This is a genomic window from Collinsella sp. TM04-29 (genome assembly GCF_003466565.1).
Classification (GTDB): Bacteria; Actinomycetota; Coriobacteriia; order Coriobacteriales; family Coriobacteriaceae; genus Collinsella.
Window position 1 is genome coordinate 941,732 of the sequence record NZ_QSPW01000001.1, and the last position, 24,165, is coordinate 965,896.

Here is a 24,165-nt window from a genome sequence, read left to right on the forward strand (position 1 = left end):
GGGAAGGAACGTATGAATAAGATCTTCGACAACAAGCAGGAGTTTACCGAGCTCTATCGCGATGCCGTCATGAGCATTAGCGGCAAGAGCGTCGAGGCCGCCAGTGACCTCGACCGCTTTAACGCCCTAGCCAAGCTCGTGGCCGAGAAGGCGCGCACCGTTGCCACCAAGAGTGACGCCCGCGTCACCGCCGAGGGCAAGAAGCGCGTGTACTACTTCTCGATCGAGTTTTTGATTGGCCGCCTGCTCGACAACTACCTGCTCAACTTTGGCGTGCGCGACATGGTCGCCGAGGCGCTCGACGACATGGGCTTCGACCTGTCCGTCATCGAGAACCAGGAGCCCGATCCGGCTCTGGGCAACGGTGGTCTGGGCCGTCTGGCCGCGTGCTTCCTGGATTCCATGGCAGCCGAGGGCATTGCCGGCTATGGCAACGGCATGCGCTACCGCTACGGCCTGTTTAAGCAGGAGATCGTCAATGGCAGTCAGGTCGAGGCCACCGACGAGTGGCTCACCCACGGCTATCCCTGGGAAGTCCGTCGTCAGGACAAGGCCGTGACCATCAAGTTTGGTGGCCATGTCGAGGGCTTTGAGGAGAACGGCCGCACGTTCTACCGCACGGTGGACACGCAGGACATCCTGGCCGTTCCTTATGACATCCCCGTTGTGGGCTATGCCGGCGAGACCGTCAACAAGCTGCGCGTCTGGGCCGCCGAGCCGGTCGAGGAGCACTTCGATCTGGAGGCCTTCAACCGCGGCGACTACGCCTTGGCCGATGCCGAGCGCGCCGAGGCCGAGGCCATCAGCGCCATCCTCTACCCCAACGATGCCGGCGAGCACGGCCGTCTGCTGCGCCTGAAGCAGGAATACCTGTTTGTCTCGGCCGGTATCTACAGCCTGCTCGACACCTTTGAGAAGGAGCACGGCGAGAACTGGGAGCTGCTGCCGCAGTTTGTGGCCATCCACACCAACGACACGCACCCCGCCATGTGCGGCCCCGAGCTCATGCGTATCCTCATCGACGAGAAGAAGCTCGAGTGGGATGACGCCTGGAACATCGTGACGCAGGTCGTGAGCTATACCAACCACACCATCCTGCCCGAGGCCCTGGAAAAGTGGCCCATCGGCACGTTCTCCAAGCTCCTGCCCCGCGTGTACCAGATCATCGACGAGATCAGCCGTCGTTGGCACGAGTCGTTCGACACCACGCAGGAGGGCTGGCAGGAGCGTCTGCGCCAGACCGCCATTCTGTGGGACGGCGAGATTCGCATGGCCAACCTGTCCGTGATCTGCAGCCATAGCGTCAACGGCGTGGCCAAGATCCACTCCGACATCATCAAGAACATCGTGCTCAAGGACTTCTATGCCTTGACGCCCGAGAAGTTCAACAACAAGACCAACGGCATCTCGCACCGTCGTTTCTTTGCCGAGGCCAACCCCACCTACGCCAAGCTCGTAACCGAGGCCATTGGCGATGGCTGGCTCAAGGACGCCTTTGAGTTAGAGAAGCTCAAGGAGTTTAAGGACGACACCGAGTTCCTGAAGGCCGTGGGTGCCTCCAAGCGCGCCAACAAGGAGCGCCTGGCCGCCTACGTTAAGGCCGAGACCGGTCTGGTCATTGACCCCAACACCGTCTTCGATGTTCAGGTTAAGCGCTTCCACGCCTACAAGCGCCAGCTCATGAACATCATGAAGGTGATGGACATCTACAACCGTCGCATCGCCGATCCCAACTTCCACGTGACGCCGACGACCTTCATATTTAGCGGCAAGGCTGCCTCGAGCTACACCTTTGCCAAGGAGACTATCCGCCTCATTAACTCCGTGGCCGACGTCATCAACAACGACCCGCGCGTCAACGAGGTCATGAAGGTCTGCTTTATCCCCAACTTCCGTGTGAGCAACGCCCAGCTCATCTACCCCGCTGCCGAGATCTCGGAGCAGATCTCCACGGCCGGCAAAGAGGCCTCGGGCACGTCCAACATGAAGCTCATGATGAACGGCGCCATTACGCTGGGCACCCTCGACGGCGCCAACATCGAGATCGCCGACCTGGCCGGCCGCGAGAACGAGGCCATCTTTGGCCTGACCGCACCCGAGGTCGAGCAGCTCTGGGCATCCAACAGTTACTTTGCGTGGGATACGCTCAACGGTGACCGTGAGCGCCTGGGCCGCGTGATGGACGAGCTCAAGGACAACACCTTTGCGGGTCTTTCGGGCAACTTCGAGAGCATCTACAACGAGCTCATGAACAACAACGACCCCGACCTGGTTATGGCGGACTTCCGCAGCTACGTGGATGCATGGGAGAAGCTCACGAAAAGCTACGGCGACCAGGAGACCTGGAACCGCAAGGCCCTGCTCAACACCGCCTCCTCCGGCTGGTTCTCGAGCGACCGCACCATTCGCGAGTACCGCGACGAGATCTGGCACGCGTAAAGGCGCGCGAGCTCCCTTTGCCGCACGGCATTACTCGACGGGCGCGACCGAGCGCCGCGCCCGTCGCTAATGGGTTTAGGAACATCGATGACAGAAGGAGAAATCGATGAGTAAGAAAGAATGCATCGCGATGCTCCTCGCAGGAGGACAGGGCAGCCGATTGGGGGCACTCACCCAAAAGATCGCAAAACCGGCGGTTAGCTTTGGTGGCAAGTTCCGCATTATCGACTTTTCGCTGTCCAACTGCTCCAACTCGGGCATCGACACGGTGGGCGTTCTGACGCAGTACCGTCCCTACCTGCTGCATGCCTACGTGGGCTCCGGCGAGGCGTGGGATCTGGACAGCCGCGACGGCGGTGTGTCGATCCTGCCGCCGTACGAGACGCAGACCGGTGGCGCCTGGTATGCGGGCACGGCCGACGCCATTACGCAGAACCTCGACTACATCAAGGCCAACGACCCCAAGTACGTCCTGATTCTTTCGGGCGATCACCTGTATCGCATGGACTACCGCAAGATGCTCAAGACGCACATTGAGAACAACGCCGACCTCACGGTAAGCGTTATGCCCGTGCCGTGGGAGGAGGCCAGCCGCTTTGGTATCCTGACCACCGACCCCGAGGACGGCCGCATCACCAAGTTCACCGAGAAGCCCGAGAAGCCCGATTCGAACCTTGCGTCCATGGGCATCTACATCTTCTCGGCCGACGTGCTGATCGAGGCGCTCGAAGAGGACGCTCTGGACCAGCGCTCGAGTCACGACTTTGGCAAGGACATCATCCCCAAGCTGCTCGGCGAGAACAAGCGCCTGTACAGCTACGAGTTCCACGGCTTTTGGAAGGACGTCGGCACCATCGCCAGCTTCCATGAGACCTCGATGGACCTGCTGGGTAACAACCCCGAGTTCGATCTGTTCGACAAGAACTTCCCCATCATGTCCAACATCACCACGCGTCCGCCGCACTACATTGGCCCGGACGGCCGCCTGGACGACTGCCTGGTCTCCAACGGCTGCAAGATCTACGGCACCGCTCGCCACTCGATCCTTTCGACCGATGTCATCATCGAGGAGCGCGCCGTGGTCGAGGACTCCGTGCTGCTGCCGGGTGCGCACGTTAAGAGCGGCGCGCACATCTGCCGCGCTATTTTGGGCGAGAACTCCACGGTCGAAGAGGGCGTGAAGCTCGGCTCTGTCGATACCACCAAGGATACGGCCGTCGTTGGAAATGACGTCGTTATCGGGAAGGGGGAATGATCCGATGATCAATCGCAAGGCCATCGGTTACATCACCGCTAACTACTCTTCGACCTACGGCAGCGTGCTGCTCAAGGATCGCCCCATCGCGTCCGTTCCGTTTTTGGGCCGCTACCGCCTGATCGACTTCCCGCTGTCCAACATGATGAATGCCGGCATTAAGACCGTCGGCGTCGTCATGCCGGGCAACTACCGCTCGCTGATCGACCACGTGGGCTCTGGCAAGGACTGGGGCCTGGACCGCAAGAAGGGCGGCCTGTTCATGGTGCCCGGCAACGCGTATGGCACCACCAAGGGCGGCATGCGCTTCCTGCTGCGCGACATCATCTCCAACAAGACGCTGTTCCAGCGCTCGGAGAAGCCCTATGTCGTGATGATGGGCACCAACATCATCTTTAACATGGACCTCAACACCATCATCGAGGCGCACGAGAACTCTGGCGCCCAGATGACCGTGGTGTACTGCAAGGCCACGCGCAACGTCGATGACGAGACCAAGCTCGAGATTAACGAGAACGGCCGCCTGACGGGCGTGAGCGCCGGCGTCGTGTACGGCGACAACGCCTCCATGGACTGCTGCATCGTCAACCGCGAGACGCTGCTCGAGATCATCGACCACTACCAGGCCGCCGACTATCTGGACCTGCTCGAGGCACTCCAGGGCGACTTTGGCAACATCGACGTGTGCAGCTACGAGTACAAGGGCGAGGTCGTGGGCGTGTTTAGCGAGAAGTCGCTGTATCGCCGCAGCATGGACCTGCTCGACCAGACCGTCGCCGACCAGCTCTTCGATCCCGAGCGCCCGATCCTGACCAAGGCTCACGACGTGCCTCCTTCGCGCTATGCGACCGGCAGCCACGCGTGCAACTCGATCATCTCAGCCGGCTGCATCATCAAGGGCACCGTGCGCAATTCGATCCTGTCGCGTGGCGTCGTGGTCGAGGAGGGCGCCTCGGTGACCAACTCGATCATCAACCAGAGCTGCATCATCAAGAGCGGCGCCCGCGTCGAGAACGCCATTCTGGACAAGAACAACGTGGTTCCCACCAACACCGAGCTTCGCGGCACGCCCGAGAACATCCTGGTGCTGGGCAAGGCTCCGTTAACTTCTGACACCACCATCGTACGTTAACGTTGGCACCGCAACATCGCTCGTAACATGTAGAATAGCCGCCCGGTTAGCGCCAGGCGGCTATTCTCGAATTGCAACATGGGAGACAATATGGCTGATTCCAGCAAAAAGATGCAGATCGTGTTTGCCTCGGCCGAGTGCGCACCGTTTGTAAAGACCGGTGGCCTGGGTGACGTGGCAGGTTCGCTGCCTGCGGCGCTTGTGCGCGCCGGCGCCGAAGTTATCGTGATGGTGCCCAAGTACGCCACCATCAAGGATGAGTACAAGGCACAGATGGAGCACTTCTCCGATTTTTACGTGAGCCTGGGCTGGCGCAATGAGTACTGCGGGCTCGAGAAGATCGAGCACGACGGCGTCACCTATATGTTCATCGACAACGAGCGCTACTTTGCGCGCGACTATCCGTACGGCTTCTTTGATGACGGCGAGCGCTTTGCGTTTTTCTCCAAGGCCATCACCGAGAGCCTGCAGCACCTGCCGACCGGTTTTGAGTGTGACATCCTGCACTGCAATGACTGGCAGACGGCACTGGCGCCCGTGTTCTTGCGCGAGTTCTACCAGGGCCTGCCGCTGTACGACCGCGTCAAGACCGTGTTCTCGATCCACAACGTGGCGTTCCAGGGCCAGTTTAGCGACACTGTGATGGAAGACATCCTGGGCGTGGCGCATATTCCTGCGGCCGCCTCGCAGCTGCGTTGCGACGCCTGCAGCATCAACTACATGCTGGGCGCGCTGCGCTATGCCGATGCCATCACCACGGTGAGCCCCACCTATGCCAACGAGATCCAGACGCCCGAGTTTGGCGAGGGCCTGGACGGCGTGCTGCGCGAGCGCTCCTATGCGCTGCAGGGCATCCTCAACGGCATTGACGTGGCGGGCTTTGACCCGGCGACCGACAAGCGCATTGCCGCCAACTACACGGTTGACGACCGCGCGGGCAAGGCCGTGTGCAAGGCCAAGCTGCAGGAAGAGCTGGGGCTCGAGGTTCGCGACGACCGTCCGCTCATGGTGATGGTCACGCGCCTGACGCGCCAGAAGGGCATGGACCTGGTCATGTACGCGCTCGACCGCATTCTGGCCGGCGGCGTGCAGGTGGCGGTGCTGGGCACCGGCGACCGCGACTACGAGGACGGCCTGCGCTACTTCCAGGACAAGTACCCCGGCACCATGGCCGCGCGCATCGAGTTCGATCCTGCGCTGTCGCAGCGCATGTATGCTGCCGCCGACATGTTCCTGATGCCGTCGAAGTTTGAGCCCTGCGGCCTGTCGCAGATCATTGCCATGCGCTACGGCACCCTGCCTATCGTGCGCGAGACCGGTGGTCTGAAGGACACTGTGATTCCGTATAACGAGTTTACCGGCGAGGGCACGGGATTCTCGTTTAGTAACTTTAACGGCGACGAGATGGGCGACGCCGTGTTCCGCGCGGCGCGTCTGTTCTGGGATAACCGCGACGCCTGGAACCAGCTGGTAACGCAGGCCATGAGCCAGGACTTTAGCTGGACGCGCTCGGCCGACAAGTATCTGGACCTGTACTTCTTTATGCATCCGGAGATTGAGCGGCCGGCGGCTGTTGTCGACGAGCCTGAGGCTGTTGCTGAGCCGGTGGCCGCTGAGGAGCCCAAGGCCGAAGAGAAGCCGGTTGAGGCTGAGCCCGCAAAGGCCGAGCCTAAGGTGAAGGCTGAGGTTGCTCTTGAGGCAGAGGACGAGGTCAAGCCCGCTGCAAAGCCCGCAGCTAAGAACACCACGACCCGCAAGACGACCACTAAGAAGGCTACGACGACCAAAGCTGCCGCGACTAAAACAACGGCTGCCAAGACAACGACCACGCGCAAGCGCACGACCGCCGCTGCCAAGAAGGCCGCCGAGGCCGAGGCTGCTCCCGAGGTAAAGGCCGAGGTCGCTGAGGCCAAACCGGCCGCCAAGGCTCCGGCAAAGACCGCTGCCAAAAAGACGACCACGACTGCCAAGAAGGCAACAGCTGCCAAGAAGACCACGGCAACGAAGTCGACGGCCGCCAAGGCTACTGCGACCAAGGTCGCTCCGAAGGCTGCCGCAAAGCCCGCCGTCAAGGTCGAGGAGACGCCTGCCGAGCCCAAGGCCGAAGCAGCTGTCGAGGCCGAGCCGACCGCCAAGACCACCACGCGCAAGCGCACGACGACGGCCAAGAAGACCACGGCAAAGGCTGCCGCTCCTAAGGCAGAGGCTATGCCCGCCGCCGTCAAAGAGGAGACCAAGCCCGAGCCGGCACCGAGGGCCGCCGAGGTCAAGGCTAAGACCAAGGCTGCCCCGAAGGCGGAGGCTAAGCCCGAGCCTGCCAAGGAGACCCCGGTCTCCCCTGCCGCTCCGACCGAGAATAAGGCTCCGACTAAGAAGACTTCCGTCCGCAAGGCAACGGCCACCCGCAAGCGCCGCTAATCCAGACGATCCAAAACCTCATCAAACCCTAAGCAAGGGGCGCTCCAACCGGGCGCCCCTTCTCTATAGATAGTTGGTAAAACGATTTTCTAGGACAACCGTTCGCCGATGGTAAACGGATGTTGTTTATACAGCCTATGTACAACAGATATACTTACATCCTGTGCGTAAAGCCATGGCCCGCAGGCCGTGATTCTATTGAACTGGACCGTATTATGAGATTGATACACAACAGCCGTCTGCCGCAGTTTCGCACTCCGTTTGGCGCTGTGACCACAGGAACTTCCGTTTCGCTGTCGGTAATTTTGGAGGATGCCGACCCCAACCAGGCAACGCTTACGCTGCGAACCTGGGTCGATGAGATCGGGGAAACTCTGTATCCCATGACGCACGAGGGCGACGGCATCTTTACCGCCGAGCTGGAGTGCACCGAGCCCTGTCTTATCTGGTACAGCTTTATCTGCAATATCGAGGGCCAGCCCGAGGTTCGTCTGGGCGCACCGCAGGGCCGCACCGGCGGCGAGGGCGTAACCTACGACTACGCCGAGGTGCCGTCCTTCCAGATTACCGTCTATAAGCACCGCGAGAACCGCCCTGCCTGGTACGAGCGCGGCATGGTGTACCAGATCTTCCCCGACCGCTATGCCCGCGACGAAAACTGGCGCGAGCGCACGCTGGCCGAAGTCGAAAAACCGCGCAACGGAATCCAGCGCCGCATGATCGAGGACTGGAACGAGCCGCCCGTGTACGAGCGCGCCGAAGACGGCTCCATCAAAACCTGGGACTTCTACGGCGGGTCGCTCAAGGGCATCCAGGAAGACCTGCCTCGCATCGCCGAGCTGGGCTTTACAGCCATCTACCTCAACCCCATTTTTGAAGCCGCGAGCAACCACCGCTACGACACGGCCGACTACACCAAGATCGACCCGATCCTGGGCACCGAGCAGGACTTTACCGAGCTGTGCCAGGCAGCCGAGAAGCTGGGCATCTCCATCATCCTGGACGGCGTCTTTAACCATACGGGTGACGACTCCATCTATTTCAACCGCTACGGCAACTACCCCGGCGTGGGCGCGTGGCAGAGCGAGGACTCGCCGTGGCGCGATGCGTTTTATTTCCACGAGGACGGCTCGTACGACTGCTGGTGGGGCGTGGGCAACATGCCCGCCATCAATGAGAGCTCCGAGCTGGTACGCGAGCGGCTTCTGGGCAAGGACGGCGTGATCCGTAAATGGCTACGTGCCGGCGCTCATGGCTGGCGCCTGGACGTCGCTGACGAGCTTTCCGACGACTTCCTGGCCGAGATCAAGAAGGCCGTACTTGCCGAGAAGCCTGATGCACTGTTGCTCGGCGAAGTCTGGGAAGACGCCTCCAACAAGATCAGCTACGGCCATCTGCGTCGCTACCTACAGGGCTCCGAGTTGGACTCTGCTATGGATTACCCCTTCCGCGACATGGTCATCGGCTTTTTGATGGGCTACAAGAACGCCTACCAGGCAGCCGAGGAAATCGAAACCCTGCGCGAGAACTATCCCCGTGAGGCCCTATCCTGCGCACTTAATCTGCTTTCGAGCCACGACCGTCCGCGCATTATCTCGGTGCTCGGCGGCGGCCCCGACGAGTCGCAGCTGCCCGAGTGCGAGCGCAGCAAATGGCGCCTGGACGAGAACTCGATGGGCCTGGCCAAGAGCCGTTTTTGGCTCGCCACGCTCATGCAGATGACCTTCCCCGGCGTGCCTTCGATCTACTACGGCGACGAATACGGCCTGGAGGGTCTAACCGATCCGGGCAACCGCCGCACCCTGCCGACCAAGGACCAACTGCACGACTTCGACACGCTGGCTATTGTCAAAAACGCCTCCGCCGTACGCCGCGCACTGCCGTTTATGATCGACGGCGAGATCAAGGCCTTCGCGCTCAACGACGAGGTGCTGGCATACAACCGCACGGGCAGGGATGGCGAGTCCGCGACGGTTATCATTAACCGTAGTCTGCGCAATTCGCACCGCGTGACGATTCCGGCGCTCGACGAATGCGCGAGTGACGTGATCAGCGGTCACGAGTGCGAGATCCACAACGGCACGGTCACGCTCGATTTGTATCCGCTGGGCTCGTCGATCATCTATCACCATGCCGAGCAGCGCCTGCAGGAGCCGCTCGATCACGGCGCGGGCGTTGTGTGCCATATCACCTCGGTACCGACCGATGACGGCAAGCCCGGTACGATCGGCGCACCCACGCGTCGCTTTATCGACCATCTGGCCGCTATGGGCATGCGCTACTGGCAGGTCCTGCCTGTCAACCCGACGGACTTCTTCCGCTCCCCTTACGCCGGTCCTTCGGCCTTTGCAGGTAATATCGACCTGCTGCCCGAAAGCCACGAGGAGCTGGCGGCCGACTTTGAAACTTGGAAGGCCCGTGGCGGCGAGGATGCCGATCCGCTGTACACCGCGTTTAAACATCGCAATGCCGATTGGCTCGAGAAGTACTGCGTCTACATGGCCGTCAAGAAATACTTTGAGGGCGAGTCGCGCCACGATTGGCCGGCAGATGTTGCGCGCTACAACGAGCACCTGATTGACGACAAGCGCTTCCACGACGATGCCGAGCTTCAGGCGTACATGCAGTACCGCTTTGACCTAGCCTGGTGCGAGCTCATGAACTACGCGCACAAGAAGGGCATCGAGGTCATCGGCGATATTCCTATGTACGTGTCCGACGATTCGGCAGATGCGTGGAGCGAACCCGAGAACTTCTGGCTATCCGATACCGGCAAGGCAATCGAGATCTCCGGTGCGCCGCCCGACAACTTTGCGCCCGAGGGTCAGGTGTGGGGCAACCCGACGTTCCGCTGGGACCACATGAAGCAGAACGGCTATAGCTGGTGGATGGATCGCCTACGTCGTGCGTTCTCACTTTACGACCGCGTGCGTCTGGATCACTTCTTGGGCTTCCACAGCTACTTCAGTATCCCCGCTGGCAAGGCTTGCGCCGAAGGTCGCTGGCTGGCGGGACCGGGCAAGGACCTGTTTCAGACCGCCTATGACGAGCTGGGTCCGCTCAACTTTATTGCCGAGGACCTGGGCTATTTGACGCCCGGCGTTCGCGCCATGGCCTCGACCTGCGGCTTCCCCGGCATGGACGTGCTGGAGTTTGGCGACTACGACGTCCGTTGCGGCGTGCACCCTACGCCAGGAAAGATCCTGTATACCTCGACGCACGACACGTCGACGCTCGCGGGTTGGTGTACGCGTTCCTTTGCGGGCGGCGACGAACCGAGCGGTGTTGAGGTGGCGGCCAAGCTGATGAGCGATGCGCTGGCAAGCGACGCTCCCCTGGTGATGATGCCGCTGCAGGATGTCCTGGGGCTGGGCGACGACGCGCGCATGAACGTACCGGGCGTGGCCACGGGCAACTGGACCTGGCAGGCTGACGAGGCCGACGTTGCGGCCGCCGAGGGCAAAACCGCACAGCTCCTGCGCAACACGCATAGATTCTGGGGCGAAGCGTGATAAAACGCCCGATATAGGGTACAGTTACAGACGTTTGAATTTTTGCGGGCAGAGTAATCTGCCCGCTTTGTGCTGAAAAGGAAGTATTATGGCGCGCTACGATTACAAGTGCTCGAGCTGCGGCAACGTGTTTGAGGTTGAGCATCCTATGTCCGAGACTCCCGAGGTCGTGTGCCCCAGCTGCGGCGCTCCGGCCGCCAAGACGTTCTCGGCCAGCGGTATTAAATTTGAGGGCAGCGGCTTCTACAACACCGACCAGCGAAGCGGCGGCTCCAGCACCAGCGCCACCAGCGGCTGCTGCGCCAACTGCCCACACAACCACTAACAGGCAAGTAGCCCCGCTCCCAAATTGACTACTCTGGAGTTGCGCCACGAAAGCGGCCCATTTACTACGTTTGACCCGTATTGGTCGAGCATAGCAGCGTATTTGCAAAAACGGCAAGCCGTCTACCTGCGGTTTTGATTTCACAAAATTCGGCATGGATGAGGACAGCCGGTTTAACGTAGTAAATAACCGCATTTCATGGCGAACGGATCGAAGAGGCACAAAGTAGCTAAAATAGTCCCGTCCCAAATTAGCTGATTTGGGACGGGACTTCGATTTACTGGCGGACCAGCCTGGCGCAGAAGTGGCCGTCGTAGGAGTCGGCGTTTACGGGGACGCTTTGGAAGAGGCCACGGTCGTTTTGACGGACGGCTACCAGCTTCTTGGCCTGCTCGAAATCGGGGAGCTGCAGAATCTGGGCTTCGGAGAGCGGCGCCACGGTAAAGCCGGCGCCCTCGGGAGAAGCAAGGAAGGCATCCACGACCTGCGTGTTCTCTTCATCAAAAACCGAGCAGGTGGCATAGATAAGCTCACCGCCGGCAGCCACGCGCGCGGCGGCTTCCTTGAGCATCGTCAGCTGCAGGCGGGGCAGCTCAGTCGTAACGTCGTTCTCGGTAAGACGCCACGGAATCTCGGGGTGGCGGCGCATGGTGCCAGTGCCAGAACACGGTGCATCGATAAAGACCGTGTCGAACAGGGCAGGCTCGCCGAGCATCGCGTCAAAGGACGTAAGCACCTCATTGAGCTCGCAGGCATCGCCTGACACCGTACGAACACCCGAGATACCCGCCTTATGCAGGCGCGCGAGATTCAGATCGCACTTACGATCGTGCAGATCGAGCGCGGTATGCTGACGGTCATAGCCGGCGCGCTTGGCCTGGCACATCATCACATAGGTCTTGGTGCCACGACCGGCGCCGATCTCCAAGCAGCGCCCGGGACGGGTCGCCGCGGTCGCAATAAGCTGGGCATTGAGGTCCGAGGCCACAGCCGCAGCGCGCTCAAACACACCCGATGCAACCGTGGCCTGCGCATCAACCGGGGCATGGCAGCCCGGGAAGACAGGTGCGACGAGCTGCGAGATATACGGATCGGGCTTGGTCGCAAAGGCGTTCTCATGCAGGGCCAGCGGCGCGGGGGCCAGATTGCCGGCAAAGTTAAGCGCACCCTCTGGCGTGTCAAACGATGCTATAATGCGAGCGCACAGCCATCGCGGCAAGCCCATCAGGCGAGACAGGCGAACCAAGCGTCGCTCAGACTCATCCACATCGGACGCAGTAGCAAAGTCCTCAACATTGTCCGCAACCTTATGCAATACAGCATTGGCTAAGCCAGCGGCGGACTTAGCACCACTGCGAACGAGCTCAACTCCCTGACTTACGGCAACGCGGCCCGGCGTATGCAGATAGAGCATCTCGAAGGCCGAGATACGAAGCGCCATGCGAACACGCGGCGCAACCTTTTTGGGCTTATCGAGAAACTGATCGAGCAACTCGTCCAAAATACCCTGCGTGGCGGCAACACCGAGCGCCAGGCGAGCGGCAAACGCAGAATCGCGCTGGTCAATGGCCTTGGCCGATGCGCGAGAGGACAGCACGTCGCGCGCATACATGCCGCGGCGATCGGCCTCCATCAGCACATCGAGCGCAAGCTTGCGCGCGGGAGACAGCTTGCTCATGACAATACACCCCACGAAAGATCGGCACCCTGCAAGCCAGAAGCCCAAGCAGAAGCAGTCATAGCACGCTTGCCATCAGGCTTAACCTCGAGCAACTCGACCGAGCCATCGAAAAGGCCCAGGTAAACATGCTTGGCCTGAACGGCGACGAGCCCCTCACCAAGCGACACATCAGCCGGCGCAGCATCGAGCACGCGCACGGTCTTGCCGGCAATCACGCAACGAGCAGGCGCGGTATCGGAAGAGGCCAGCACATGACGCGCGCAATCGAGCGCCGCCATGTGCGGATCCAAGCGCATCTCCTGCTTAGAAATCTTGGCAGCATGGGTGACGAGCGCCTCATCCTGTTCGATCCACACGGCGGTGCCATCGGCAAGAGAAGGAAGCGTATCGGCAAGCAGTTTGCCGCCGAGCTCAGCGAGCTCCATAGTCAGCGCCTCGGCATGCTTACCGGCAACCGACGTGGAAGTCTGAGCACAATAAGCACCAGTATCCACGCCATGCCCAATGCGCATGATAGAAACGCCAGCAACCTCATCACCAGCGAGAATCGCACGCTGAATAGGAGCAGCCCCACGCCAACGAGGCAGCAAGGACGCATGAACATTCACAATACCAAGCGGCGCTATATGCAGCACCTCATCAGGCAAAATGCAACCATAGGCAGCCACACAGAAAATATCAGCCTGCGCAGCCTGGAGCGCCGCAACAACCTCGGGCGTCATACGACTGGCCTCAACAACCGGCAACCCCAGCTCAAGCGCCTTGGCCTTAACAGGAGAAGGCTCAAGCTTCTTACCACGCCCACGAACAGCATCGGGACGAGTAATAACAAGCGCAATCTCGTTCCCAGCCTCAACAAGCGAAGTCAGCGAAGGCACAGCAAAATCAGGCGTACCCATAAACACAATACGCATATAAGTTTGTCTCCTCTCAATAACGAGCCGAGACGGCTACAAAAGAAGCGTTCCAGGCCGCATGCGCGCCCAGCCGCAAGAACAATTCAACAAGAACAAATATACCCAAAAACAAAGAAAGAGCCGCATGAAAGCAGCTCCCTCTCAACAAAGTCCTATCAGCAAAGACGCCCATCCCTGGCCCAACGGCACCCGGGCGAAACGAGCCAGAACAACGCAGTCCCCGGTGCTGAGCGCCCACATATCGTCCCGCGCGCAGTTTCGCAGCGAAGCGAGAATGTTTGAGCACGGGATGATATGTGGGCGCTCAGCACCGGGGACGGTGAGACCTACTCAGTCTCGCCCGGTCGAGCGCCGCGGGCCAGGGCGTCCTGGTACTCCTTGACGGCCTTGAGCCTCTGCATAGGCTTCAGTCGCTCGAACATAGTGTTGCCATGCAGGTGATCGATCTCATGCTGCAGGCACACGCAGAACAGGTCGCCCGTAGCCTCGTAGCGAATCAGGTTTGCGTCCAAGTCGTACGCCTCGACGACGACATGGTCGGGACGCTCGATCTCGCAGCTAATGCCAGGGATGGACAGGCAGCCCTCGCTAAACGGCACAAGATGGTCGCTCTGCTCCACGATCACGGGGTTGATGAGCACGTACGGGTCATAGTCGTTCTTGTCGGTGTAGTCGCAGTCGATGGTGACGAGCTGGATGAGCTCACCGATCTGCGGGGCAGCAAGGCCGCAACCGCCGTTGTCGAACATCATCTTCTTCATCTTCTCGGCAAGCGCCTCGATCGCCGGGGTGATCTCCTCGATGACGGCGCACTCCTGGCGCAGACGAGGGTCGGGCGACAGTACGATTCCGTTGGCTTCCATGGCCATCCTTTCGGGTTGTTACATCAAATCATAAGCGTCGACGTCAACGCTCACGCTCACGCCGCGCACGGAGCCCACCTCTTTGAGGCAGGCGTCGATATCATCAGAAACATGGTACCCCACGGGCGACTTCACAAGCAGATGGAAGCGGTAACGGTCCTTGGCTCTCTCGATTACACACGAAGCCGGACCCAGCACCTGCGGCACGGCACTCCCCGCCCGCAAAAAATCGGGCGCGGCGGCATGCCAGCGGCGCTTAAGAAGCTTTGCGATACGCCCGATGTAGTCCTGCGCGTCGTCTCGGTTCGCCGACCACACCAAGATGTTGACCAGGCGCACAAACGGCGGGTACAGCGCGTCGCGACGCTGGTCCAGGTCGTAGTCGGTAAAGATCGAGCGATCGTGCTCGGCGACGGCGCGAATGACCGGATCCTCGGGCAGATACGTCTGGATGATGACCTCGCCAGGGCGATCGCCGCGACCGGCGCGACCGGCGACCTGCTCAAGCAAATCGTAGGCGCGCTCCCCTGCGCGGAAATCCGGCAGCTTGAGGGCGAAGTCAGCATTGACCACACCCACGAGCGTGACCTCGGGAAAGTCAAGGCCTTTGGCGATCATCTGGGTGCCCAGCAACACGGCGCAATCGGCAGCATCGAACTGCTCGAGCAGCTTTTTGTGCGCATCCTTGCCGCGCGTGGAATCGGCATCCATGCGGATGATGGCGACGTCCTCGGGCAGCATCTGGTGCAGTGCGTCCTCGATCTGCTGCGTGCCCAGCCCCATTTTTGCCAGGTAGCGACTGCCACATTTGGGGCAACGACTCGTGGGCGCGGGATACGGCTGCACGCGCCAGGAGGATCCGCATGTGTGACATTGCAGCGTGTGCGTGCGCTCGTGATACGTAAGCGCGGTGGAGCAGTGGTTGCAGGTGGGAACGCAGCCGCACTCGCGACACATCAGGAACGGCGCAAAGCCACGGCGGTTATGCAGCAGCACGGCCTTCTCGCGGTGCTCTACAACGCGCTCCAAACCTTCCATCAGCGGTTTAGAGAACATTGAACGGCTACCGTGCGAAAACTCGCGGCGCAGGTCGGCAATGCGGACCTCGGGCAGCACGGCGTGTCCCGGGCGCTCGGGCATCTCGACGCGCGTCCAAGTGGTGCCGTTATACGTTCCACGGCGGCAGTGGTCGAGGGCCTCGGCCGAGGGCGTGGCGGAGCCCAACACGAGCGGGCAGCGGTAGCGCCGCGCCATCTCGGCCGCCACCTCGCGCGCGTGGTAGCGCGGACTGGACCCCTGCTTGTAGCTGGTCTCGTGCTCCTCGTCAATGATGATGAGGCCCAGGTCGCCAAGCGGGCAAAAGAGCGCCGAACGTGCGCCGACGACCACGCGGGCCGCACCGCTGGCAACCATATCCCACTGGTCCAGGCGCTCGCCGGCCGAAAGCCGCGAATGGAACACGGCGACCGTCTCGCCAAAGCGCGAACGGAAGCGGCCGACGGTCTGGGCCGTCAGCGAAATCTCGGGCACCAGCACGCAGGCCGAGCGACCGGCTGCGAGCACGCGCTCGATGGCGGAGAGGTAAACCTCGGTTTTGCCGGAGCCGGTGACGCCGTCGACCAGCACCACGTCGCCATGAGCGTCCAGACGGGCGCGCTCAATCTGCGCGAGTGCCTGTTGCTGGCCACTGGTAAGGGAGACCGGCGCTTTGCCGCTTGCCGAGGACAGCGTGGTCTGCTCGCCGCAGCCACGCCAGGCGCGGCGCTCTTCCACCACCACAACGCCGCGTTTTTCGAGCGCCTTGATGGTCGCCGACATGCTGTTATAGAGAAGGTTGAGGTCGCGCGTCGTGACCGGTCCGCACTGGAGCGCCTCGATGAGTTGGCGCTGGCGGACCGCGGTCTTGGGTGGCGTGTAGTCAAAGCCTTCGGGCGTAAGCATCACCCAGCGGTTTTGGATGGGTTTGACGGCTGGACGTTCAACCGTCCACACGCCGTCGTCGCCCTTGACCACACGCGGGCTGCCGCCCGGTGGCAAAAACAGGCGCAGGCACTCGGAAAGCGTCGCGACATACTCGCGGCTCATCCAGCGCGCAATGCGTGCAGCCTCGGCGGTAAAGAGCGGTTTGCTGAGGATGGCTTCGACAGGCTTGATGCGCGAAAGGTCAAGGGCGTTGTTGCCTTGCAGGTCGCCCAGCTCGGGCGCAATATCGACGATGTAGCCTGCGGCGGCACGGTTGCCAAAGTGGACCAGGACCGTCGATCCGACCTGGGCCTCGTTGGCAAGGGACTCGGGAATGCCGTAGGCGAATGGCTCGGACAGCGCTCGGGTAGGAATGTCGAGAACCACGCTCGCGTAGGCAGCGATGGGCTCAGGTGCAGGCTTAGGCTGAGCCGAGGCAGCGGCAGGCATGAGCTTCACCAGAGCCTCCTCCGGTTCCGGTGAACCAAACAGCGACAGTTGTTGAGCCATACACCACCTCTAACGAACGGACCTGAAAGGGGTGGGACAAAATAATCAGTGGTGTTTGTCCCATGGCCGATACGAGTGTCGAGCTTGTTGCGTCGCTCGAACACGGGACAAACACCACTGATTATTTTGTCCCAGCAACCCACTCATCGGTACAGAAACAAGAGCCCCGCTCGGGGTGAACGGGGCTCGAATACATACGTTTGCGCAGCTGCTACAGCGCCATCGTGCGGGCGCGGTCGATGCGTGCCAGGCAGTCATCGCAGCCGACGAGCGCCATGGTCTCGCCCAGCGGAGGGCTCACCATGTTGCCGCAAACGGCGACGCGCACGGCCTGGAACACCACGCGCTTCTTGAGGTCCATCTGCTCGGGCAGCGGCTCAAGCGCGGCGTCGATGTTCGCGGCTGTCCACTCGTCCACGCCCTCGAGCGCGGCCTTGGCGGCGTCCAGGATGGCGCCCATGCCTTCCTTGGCCAGGCCCTTGTTAACGGATTTCTCATCATACTCGAGCGTCTCGGCCGTAGCAAAGATGGGAGCGGCGACGGTCACGGCGTCGGCTGGCATCTTGGTGCGCGGCTTGACGATGGCAGCGAGTGCGTCAATCCAGTCCTCGCCGTACTCGACGTTGCCCTCGATGAGACCCGCCTCGTGCAGCTCGGGGACCATGATCTCGTCGGCAAACTGGGCATCGGACATGCCGTTGATGTACTCGGCATTGACCCAGTCGAGCTTCTTGGGGTCGAAGGTCGCCGGGTTCTTGGAGATGCGGTCGAGTGAGAACTTGCTGGCCAGGACATCGCGCGGGATGATCGTGGTCTCGCCGTCAAGCGACCAGCCGAGCAGCGCCAGATAGTTGACGAAAGCGTCGGACAGGTAGCCGGCGTCGCGGTACTCCTCTACTGAGGTGGCGCCGTGGCGCTTGGAGAGCTTCTTGCCGTCGGCGCCCAGAATCATGGAGATGTGGGCGAACGTGGGCACGGGCGCGCCGAGGGCCTCGTAGACCATGACCTGGCGCGGGGTGTTGGAGAGGTGGTCGTCGCCGCGGATGACATGGGTGATCTTCATCATGGCGTCGTCGACGACGGTCGCAAAGTTGTACGTGGGCGTGCCATCGGAGCGGAAGATGACAAAGTCGTCGAGCTCCTTGGCGTCGAAGGTCACCTCGCCGTGAACGGCGTCGTGGATGACGACGTCGCCGCGGTCCTCGGGCACCTTGATGCGCAGGACGTAGGACTCGCCGGCCTCGATGCGACGGCGGGCCTCCTCGGGATCAAGGTCGCGGCAACGGCGCTGATAGCCCTGGAAGGGGTCCTTGCGCTCCTGCGCGGCCTTGCGATCGGCGTCGAGCTGCTCCTTGGTGCAGAAGCAGGGATAGGCCTTGCCCTCGTCCCAAAGCTTCTGGGCGGCCTGCTTGTACAGGTCCAGGCGCTCGGTCTGGGCGTAGGGGCCAAAATCGCCGCCCACCTCGGGACCCTCGTCCCAGTCCAGGCCCAGCCAACGCATGGCGCGCAGGATAATCTGCGTGTTCTCGTCGGTAGAGCGGGTGGGGTCGGTGTCGTCGATGCGCAGGATGAACGTGCCGCCGTTTGCACGGGCGAAAGCCCAGTTATAGATAGCGGTGCGGGCGCCACCGATGTGCAGCTTGCCCGTCGGTGAGGGTGCAAAGCGGACGCGAACGTCTGATGCCATGGAAATCTCCTCGATTGCAGGATGGATGTCTAACCGCATTAGTATAAAGCAACAATGCCCACCTCCGCACAAAGGGCACCGACCCACTCATTGGGGACAGACTTAAATGATCAGTCTTTGGGCAACCTGTCGGCACTTAGGTAAGGCTGATCATTAAAGTCTGTCCCCAATGAGTAGGTGCGGAAAGGGTGTGAATGTTTGATTTACGCGCTATGATGTGCCCTTGCATAGAGAGCCCGGCGGAATGGTAACGGTCGCCGGGACACGTTTTTGAAAGGACAATCATGTCAGAAGAACTTCGTTCCATCCCACCCCAACACGGGTCCTTTGTTTTTACGTCGGAGTCGGTGACCGAAGGTCATCCCGATAAGATCGCTGACCGGATCAGCGACGCCGTCCTCGACGCAATCCTCGCCAAAGAAATAGAGCTGCAGGAGCAGGGCTACATCGCCCCCAACGGCGTGCCCGCCAACGTGGAGAACGTCCGCTGCGCCTGCGAGACCCTCGTGACCACCGGCACCGTCATCGTCGCCGGCGAGATTCGCACCCAGGCCTACGTCGACGTACAGGAAATCGCCCGCGGCGTCATCCGCCGCATTGGCTACAACCGCGCCAAGTTCGGTTTTGACTGCGACACCTGCGGCGTTATGAGCCTCATCCACGAGCAGTCGCCCGATATCGCCCAGGGCGTTGACGAGTCCTTCGAGACCCAGACCGGCGCTACCACCGACCCGATCGACCTGATCGGCGCCGGCGACCAGGGCATGATGTTCGGTTATGCCTCCAACGAGACCAAGACCCTCATGCCCATGCCGCACTACCTGGCAAGCCGCCTGGCCGAGCGCCTGGCCGCCGTGCGTCACGACGGTACCCTCGCCTATCTGCGTCCCGACGGCAAGACCCAGGTCACCGTGCGCTACGAGGAAGGCAAGCCCGTCGAGGTCACGACCATCGTCATCTCCACGCAGCACGCCGCCGAGATTGAGGACATGGGCAAGATCAAGGCCGACCTCATCGAGCATGTCATTACCCCGGTCATGGCCGCCGAGAACATGCCGTGGGACAACGCGGACATCTACGTGAACCCCACCGGTCGCTTTGTTGTGGGCGGCCCCATGGGCGACACGGGCCTCACCGGCCGCAAGATCATCGTCGACACCTATGGCGGCTACGGCCGTCACGGCGGCGGCGCCTTTAGCGGCAAGGACTGCACCAAGGTTGACCGCTCCGCCGCGTATGCCGCGCGCTGGGTCGCCAAGAACGTGGTCGCCGCCGGTCTGGCCGAACGATGCGAAGTCGAGCTTGCCTACGCCATCGGCGTTTCCAAGCCCCTCTCAATCATGGTCGACACCTTCGGTACCGCGCATGTTGCCGAGGACAAGATCGTCGAGGCCGTAGAGAAGACCTTCGACCTGCGCCCGGGCGCAATCATCCGCGACCTAGACCTGCGTCGCCCCATCTACGAAAAGACGGCAGCCTACGGTCACTTCGGCCGCGAAGACGCCGACTTCACCTGGGAGAATACCGACCGAGTCGAAGAACTCAAAGCAGCCTGCGGACTTTAAGCTAACGGCAAAAGCTACAGCCAAGAAACAACGCACCAAAAGAAGTACCGGCTCCAACCGGTACTTCTTTTTTATTTAAAGGTGGTGAAGATGAGCCGACCTGGGACATGGAATAGGTCATAGGCCTATAAATTTCGCAGCAGAGCGACTCCAACCATGTATCCTAAGTTCCGAGGGCTTTAGTATTTGGTCGATCGCGAGTTCCGCACGAGCCGGAGGCCACTTAATGTGGCCTCCGTGCGAGCAGGACTGTCCGAGCAGGCGACCAAATACTAAAGCCCTCGGAACGGCGGGACAGAGTATGCCCCGTCCCTCGGAACGACGGGATAGAACAGGAGCGCATATGGCAGGCAAGCCGCAAACACTAGCTACGACCTCGGCATTCGAGATCTTGGGGCCCGTCATGGTCGGCCCCAGCTCATCGCACACCGCCGGCGCCCTGCGCTGCGCACAAGTTGCCGCCAGCCTGCTGGAAGGCCGCATCACCAAAGTCACCTTTGGCCTGTGGAACTCCTTCGCCCACACCTACCGCGGCCACGGCACCGACCGCGCTCTCGTCGCGGGCATTCTGGGCCTCGACACCGATGACGAGAACATCAAGCAGGCCTTTAACCTCGCACGTGAGCAGGGCCTCGAATATCACTTTGACATCAAGGGCGACGACGCCTCCATCCACCCCAACACCGTCGACATCGATATGGTCGACGCCACGGGCGCCACGGCGCAGGTCCGCGGCGAGAGCTTGGGCGGCGGCAAGATGCGCATCAGCCGCATTAACGGCGTCGGCGTCGACATCTCGGGCATGTATTCCACGCTCTTCGTGGCGCACCAGGACGTCCCCGGCGTGCTCGCAGCGCTCACCAACCTGCTCGCCTACGCCCATGTGAACATCGCCTTCTGCCGCACCTACCGCACCGAAGTGGGCGGCCAGGCCTACTCCGTCTTTGAGACCGACGGCGCCCCCGACGACACCGTCGTCCCCATGCTCCGCAAGCTCGACAATGTCGATTACGCGACCTTTATCGAACTCCCCGGTTCTGCCTCGTCGCTCTCCCCCGGCGTCTCGGCAAAGGAAATCTTCGACGACGGCGAGCAGCTGCTCGATGCGTGCGAGGAACTGGGGCTCAACATCGGCGCCGTCATGGCCGTGCGCGAGGCACGTCTGACCGGCGAGGCACACGCTATCGCCGCCATGCGCCGCGTACTCGACGTCATGCGCGAAGAGACCACAGCCCCCATTTCCAATCCACAGCGCTCGCTCGGCGGCCTCATCGGCGGCGAGGCAAAGCTTGTCGATGCCACCAGCCGAAACGATCTGAGCATAAGCCTGATGGGCGCCGTCCAGACCGACGCCGTGGCCCGCGCCATGGCCGTGCTCGAGCGCTCCGCCACCATGGGCGTGATCGTCGCAGCTCCGACGGCAGGATCCGCGGGCGTTGTGCCCGGCTGCGTGCTAGCGCTCGCAGACCATCTGCAGCTGGACGACGAGCAGGTCATGGATGCCCTTTATTGTGCCGCCGCCATCGGCCTCAACCTCACCACGAGCGCCTGCGTTGCCGGCGCCGAGGGCGGCTGTCAGGCCGAGGTCGGAAGTGCGGCCGCCATGGCCGCCGCCGCACTGGTGCAGATGCTCGGCGGCACACCCGAGCAGGCGCTCGATGCCAGTTCCATCGCGCTGAGTAATCTGCTGGGCTTGGTCTGCGACCCGGTGGGCGGCCTCGTGGAGGTGCCGTGCCAAAACCGCAATGCCATCGGCGTGGCCGCGGCATTTAGCTCGGCGCAGCTTGCACTTGCCGGCATTAAGAGCCTGGTGCCGTTTGATCAGATGGCACACGTCATGCTCTCGGTGGGCCACGCGTTGCCGGCCACGCTGCGCGAGACGGCAAAGGGCGGCATCGCGCAGGCTCCGGCCGCACTTTCAGCCTGTGCAAAATGCGGTGTGTGCGGATAGCGACAAAGAACGACTCGAAGGTGGGACAAATGTCCCATCTCTTTTGAATGCCACCGTTTCCATACCACAATCAACTAGGTAATCGCTATAATGCAAGCCCAGTAAAAATACGATGAGCCGCAAGGCGAAATTCGAAGGATATGCACACGATGTCGCAAAACGATCGAACTCAACTGATTCCCGATCCGCAGCAGCCAAGCAGGCACACCGGCGGCGTTCAGTCGCCGCGTCCTATCGCGCCGAGCCACGGTCAGCAACGTGGTGCGGCAAACGCTTCGCAACGCCCGAACCAGCAGCGCCAGCAACGTCAGCAGCGCCAGGCAAACGGCAATACGCCCAAGCAGCCCCCCAAGCACGGTCGAGGCGATCGCGGCCCCGCGCGCAAACCCACCGGGAACAATAAGTCGGGCAAAAAGACGACGCTCTTTGTCCTCCTGGGTCTTATCGTCATTGTCTATATCGTAGGCGTCGTAGCGTTTTCGCAGGTAGCCTACCCCAACACCACCATCGCCGGCGTCGACGTCTCGTTCTCCAACGCTTCGTCTGCCGCCACCAAGGTCAACTCGGCGTGGAAGCACTATAAGCTCACCGTGGCGGGCGATGACTTTAGCTGGACCTATCAGCCCGAGTCCGATGAGCCCATCGTCGACGGCGAAGCTGCCGCAAAAGAGATCATCAACCACAACGAAGCCTTTGTATGGCCGGTCCGCCTTATGGAATCCTTAAGTGGCAAGACCAAAACAACCGCTACCTCCAACGAAGTCGATCTTGATCAAGACGTCGACCTGTCCATGCTCTCCGATACCTTTGACCAAAAGCAGTTTGAGAAGGATCTGGGCACCGCCATCGATGAGTTTAACGAGGGCCGTTCGGGCACGTTCGAGGCCAATAGCTCCTATGACGAGCAGGCCGGCAAGTTTACCGTCGAGAAGGCACGCTCCAACGAAAAACTCAACCGCGAGCATATCATTAAGTATGCCGAGCTCGAGCTTGCCTCGCTGGCCGAGACCGTAGATCTTTCCAAGCTCGGCAACGATGCCTATGAGCCGCTTAATGGAACGCTGACCGATGATCAGATTCAGTCCGCATGCAATGCCGCCAACAACTTCTTGGGCGTCAACGTGACCCTCAAGCTCAACGGCGAGGATGCCGGAAAGGTTGATGGCAGCTCCGTGTTGCAGTGGATCAGCTTTGCCGATCCTGCCAACCCCACGCTCGATACGTCGCAAATCAGCAGCTGGGCAGCCGAGCTCGCGAACGGCTTTAATACCGTGGGCTCCACTCGCTGGTGGACGCGCGCCGATGGCAAGCAGTGTGCCGTCGAAGGCGGTGACTTTGGTTGGTCCATTGACAGCAGCTCGCTCGCCAAGCAGGTCGAGGACGCCATTAACAACAAGCAGACCGGCGAAATCGAGATCAAGTACTCCCAGAAGGCCGACACCTTTACAGCAAAGGGAGAGCCCGACTGGAAGGCGTATATCGACGTCGATCTGTCCGAGCAGCACGCGCGCTACTATGACGAGAACGGTAATATCGTTTGGGAGGCCAACTTTATTTCTGGCAAGCCGGGAGAGGACGCCACCCCCGAGGGCGTATGGCAGATCAACAGCAACAATGGCGCCAGCAAGCTTATCGGTGCCAAGGACCCCGAGACCGGCAAGCCCAAATACGAGAGCCCGGTCAGCTATTGGATGCCGTTCGAGGGCAATATGGTCGGATTCCACGACGCCACCTGGCAAAACGACAAGAGCTTCGATAATGCCGAGTCGTACAAGTGGTGCGGCAGCCACGGTTGCATCAACCTGCGCCTGGCCGATGCAAAGGCACTTCACGACTGCATCAAAGTCGGCCTGTGCGTGGTTGTCCACTCGTAGTGCAACGCGCGCATTAATACAACGTGGAACCGCTGCAAACAATCTAACAGTTCCGAAAGAAACCGTCCTATGCG

The 24,165-nt window shown here is 61.3% G+C and carries 14 protein-coding genes; 9 read left to right on the plus strand and 5 right to left on the minus strand.

The genetic code is table 11. From position 1 onward, the window contains the following. Nucleotides 1-12: 12 nt before the first annotated feature. The 6 genes from DXD39_RS04310 (at nt 13) to DXD39_RS04335 (ending at nt 11,081) form a co-directional block, all read left to right on the plus strand. Complete coding sequence (locus DXD39_RS04310; RefSeq protein WP_117803237.1) at nt 13-2,439, plus strand: glycogen/starch/alpha-glucan phosphorylase; 2,427 nt, start codon at nt 13-15, stop codon at nt 2,437-2,439. Nucleotides 2,440-2,545: 106 nt separating this feature from the next. Beyond that, nucleotides 2,546-3,694 (plus strand): glucose-1-phosphate adenylyltransferase, encoded by a 1,149-nt coding sequence (locus tag DXD39_RS04315; protein ID WP_035138263.1) that lies wholly within the window; start codon nt 2,546-2,548, stop codon nt 3,692-3,694. A gap of 4 nt (nt 3,695-3,698) precedes the next feature. Continuing rightward, on the plus strand, nt 3,699-4,826 hold the full coding sequence (gene glgD / locus DXD39_RS04320) for a glucose-1-phosphate adenylyltransferase subunit GlgD (RefSeq protein ID WP_099431724.1): 1,128 nt from the start codon (nt 3,699-3,701) through the stop codon (nt 4,824-4,826). 90 nt (nt 4,827-4,916) lie between these two features. Next, nucleotides 4,917-7,244 (plus strand): glycogen synthase GlgA, encoded by a 2,328-nt coding sequence (gene glgA / locus DXD39_RS04325; protein ID WP_199572068.1) that lies wholly within the window; start codon nt 4,917-4,919, stop codon nt 7,242-7,244. A gap of 215 nt (nt 7,245-7,459) precedes the next feature. After that, complete coding sequence (locus tag DXD39_RS04330; protein WP_117803238.1) at nt 7,460-10,756, plus strand: 4-alpha-glucanotransferase; 3,297 nt, start codon at nt 7,460-7,462, stop codon at nt 10,754-10,756. Nucleotides 10,757-10,844: 88 nt separating this feature from the next. Continuing rightward, entirely contained in the window at nt 10,845-11,081 is a 237-nt protein-coding gene (locus DXD39_RS04335; RefSeq protein ID WP_117803239.1) for an FmdB family zinc ribbon protein, read from the plus strand. Between the two features lie 277 nt (nt 11,082-11,358). Here the strand turns inward: DXD39_RS04335 and DXD39_RS04340 are convergent, their stop codons facing one another. From DXD39_RS04340 to gltX, 5 genes are all read right to left on the minus strand, one after another. Then, nucleotides 11,359-12,759 (minus strand): RsmB/NOP family class I SAM-dependent RNA methyltransferase, encoded by a 1,401-nt coding sequence (locus DXD39_RS04340; RefSeq protein ID WP_117803240.1) that lies wholly within the window; start codon nt 12,757-12,759, stop codon nt 11,359-11,361. Continuing rightward, nucleotides 12,756-13,676 (minus strand): methionyl-tRNA formyltransferase, encoded by a 921-nt coding sequence (fmt, locus tag DXD39_RS04345; protein WP_117803241.1) that lies wholly within the window; start codon nt 13,674-13,676, stop codon nt 12,756-12,758. Before fmt ends, DXD39_RS04340 begins: the two co-directional genes overlap by 4 nt. A 329-nt stretch (nt 13,677-14,005) precedes the next feature. Next, nucleotides 14,006-14,542 (minus strand): peptide deformylase, encoded by a 537-nt coding sequence (gene def, locus DXD39_RS04350; protein ID WP_117803242.1) that lies wholly within the window; start codon nt 14,540-14,542, stop codon nt 14,006-14,008. Nucleotides 14,543-14,560: 18 nt separating this feature from the next. Beyond that, nucleotides 14,561-17,014 (minus strand): primosomal protein N', encoded by a 2,454-nt coding sequence (gene priA / locus DXD39_RS04355; protein WP_117803243.1) that lies wholly within the window; start codon nt 17,012-17,014, stop codon nt 14,561-14,563. 211 nt (nt 17,015-17,225) lie between these two features. Next, nucleotides 17,226-18,701: a glutamate--tRNA ligase gene (gene gltX, locus DXD39_RS04360; protein WP_117803244.1), complete on the minus strand. Its 1,476-nt coding sequence runs from the start codon at nt 18,699-18,701 to the stop codon at nt 17,226-17,228. 284 nt (nt 18,702-18,985) lie between these two features. Between gltX and metK the strand changes: the two genes are divergently transcribed. The 3 genes from metK to DXD39_RS04375 all read left to right on the plus strand — a co-directional run bounded on the left by metK (nt 18,986) and on the right by DXD39_RS04375 (nt 24,091). Then, nucleotides 18,986-20,266, plus strand: a complete 1,281-nt coding sequence (gene metK, locus DXD39_RS04365) for a methionine adenosyltransferase (RefSeq protein WP_117803245.1) — start codon at nt 18,986-18,988, stop codon at nt 20,264-20,266. A 343-nt stretch (nt 20,267-20,609) separates the two neighbouring features. Next, on the plus strand, nt 20,610-22,217 hold the full coding sequence (gene sdaAA, locus DXD39_RS04370) for an L-serine ammonia-lyase, iron-sulfur-dependent, subunit alpha (RefSeq protein WP_117803246.1): 1,608 nt from the start codon (nt 20,610-20,612) through the stop codon (nt 22,215-22,217). A gap of 149 nt (nt 22,218-22,366) precedes the next feature. Then, complete coding sequence (locus DXD39_RS04375; RefSeq protein ID WP_158565427.1) at nt 22,367-24,091, plus strand: L,D-transpeptidase; 1,725 nt, start codon at nt 22,367-22,369, stop codon at nt 24,089-24,091. The last annotated feature ends 74 nt before the right edge of the window (nt 24,092-24,165 follow it).

What these genes read in the sequence shown, in the direction of transcription:
- DXD39_RS04310 (WP_117803237.1), top strand. Translation starts at nt 13, where the DNA reads ATGAATAAGATCTTCGACAACAAGCAGGAGTTTACCGAGCTCTATCGC.
- DXD39_RS04315 (WP_035138263.1), top strand. Translation starts at nt 2,546, where the DNA reads ATGAGTAAGAAAGAATGCATCGCGATGCTCCTCGCAGGAGGACAGGGC.
- glgD (WP_099431724.1), top strand. Translation starts at nt 3,699, where the DNA reads ATGATCAATCGCAAGGCCATCGGTTACATCACCGCTAACTACTCTTCG.
- glgA (WP_199572068.1), top strand. Translation starts at nt 4,917, where the DNA reads ATGGCTGATTCCAGCAAAAAGATGCAGATCGTGTTTGCCTCGGCCGAG.
- DXD39_RS04330 (WP_117803238.1), top strand. Translation starts at nt 7,460, where the DNA reads ATGAGATTGATACACAACAGCCGTCTGCCGCAGTTTCGCACTCCGTTT.
- DXD39_RS04335 (WP_117803239.1), top strand. Translation starts at nt 10,845, where the DNA reads ATGGCGCGCTACGATTACAAGTGCTCGAGCTGCGGCAACGTGTTTGAG.
- DXD39_RS04340 (WP_117803240.1), bottom strand. Translation starts at nt 12,759, where the DNA reads ATGAGCAAGCTGTCTCCCGCGCGCAAGCTTGCGCTCGATGTGCTGATG.
- fmt (WP_117803241.1), bottom strand. Translation starts at nt 13,676, where the DNA reads ATGCGTATTGTGTTTATGGGTACGCCTGATTTTGCTGTGCCTTCGCTG.
- def (WP_117803242.1), bottom strand. Translation starts at nt 14,542, where the DNA reads ATGGAAGCCAACGGAATCGTACTGTCGCCCGACCCTCGTCTGCGCCAG.
- priA (WP_117803243.1), bottom strand. Translation starts at nt 17,014, where the DNA reads ATGGCTCAACAACTGTCGCTGTTTGGTTCACCGGAACCGGAGGAGGCT.
- gltX (WP_117803244.1), bottom strand. Translation starts at nt 18,701, where the DNA reads ATGGCATCAGACGTTCGCGTCCGCTTTGCACCCTCACCGACGGGCAAG.
- metK (WP_117803245.1), top strand. Translation starts at nt 18,986, where the DNA reads ATGTCAGAAGAACTTCGTTCCATCCCACCCCAACACGGGTCCTTTGTT.
- sdaAA (WP_117803246.1), top strand. Translation starts at nt 20,610, where the DNA reads ATGGCAGGCAAGCCGCAAACACTAGCTACGACCTCGGCATTCGAGATC.
- DXD39_RS04375 (WP_158565427.1), top strand. Translation starts at nt 22,367, where the DNA reads ATGTCGCAAAACGATCGAACTCAACTGATTCCCGATCCGCAGCAGCCA.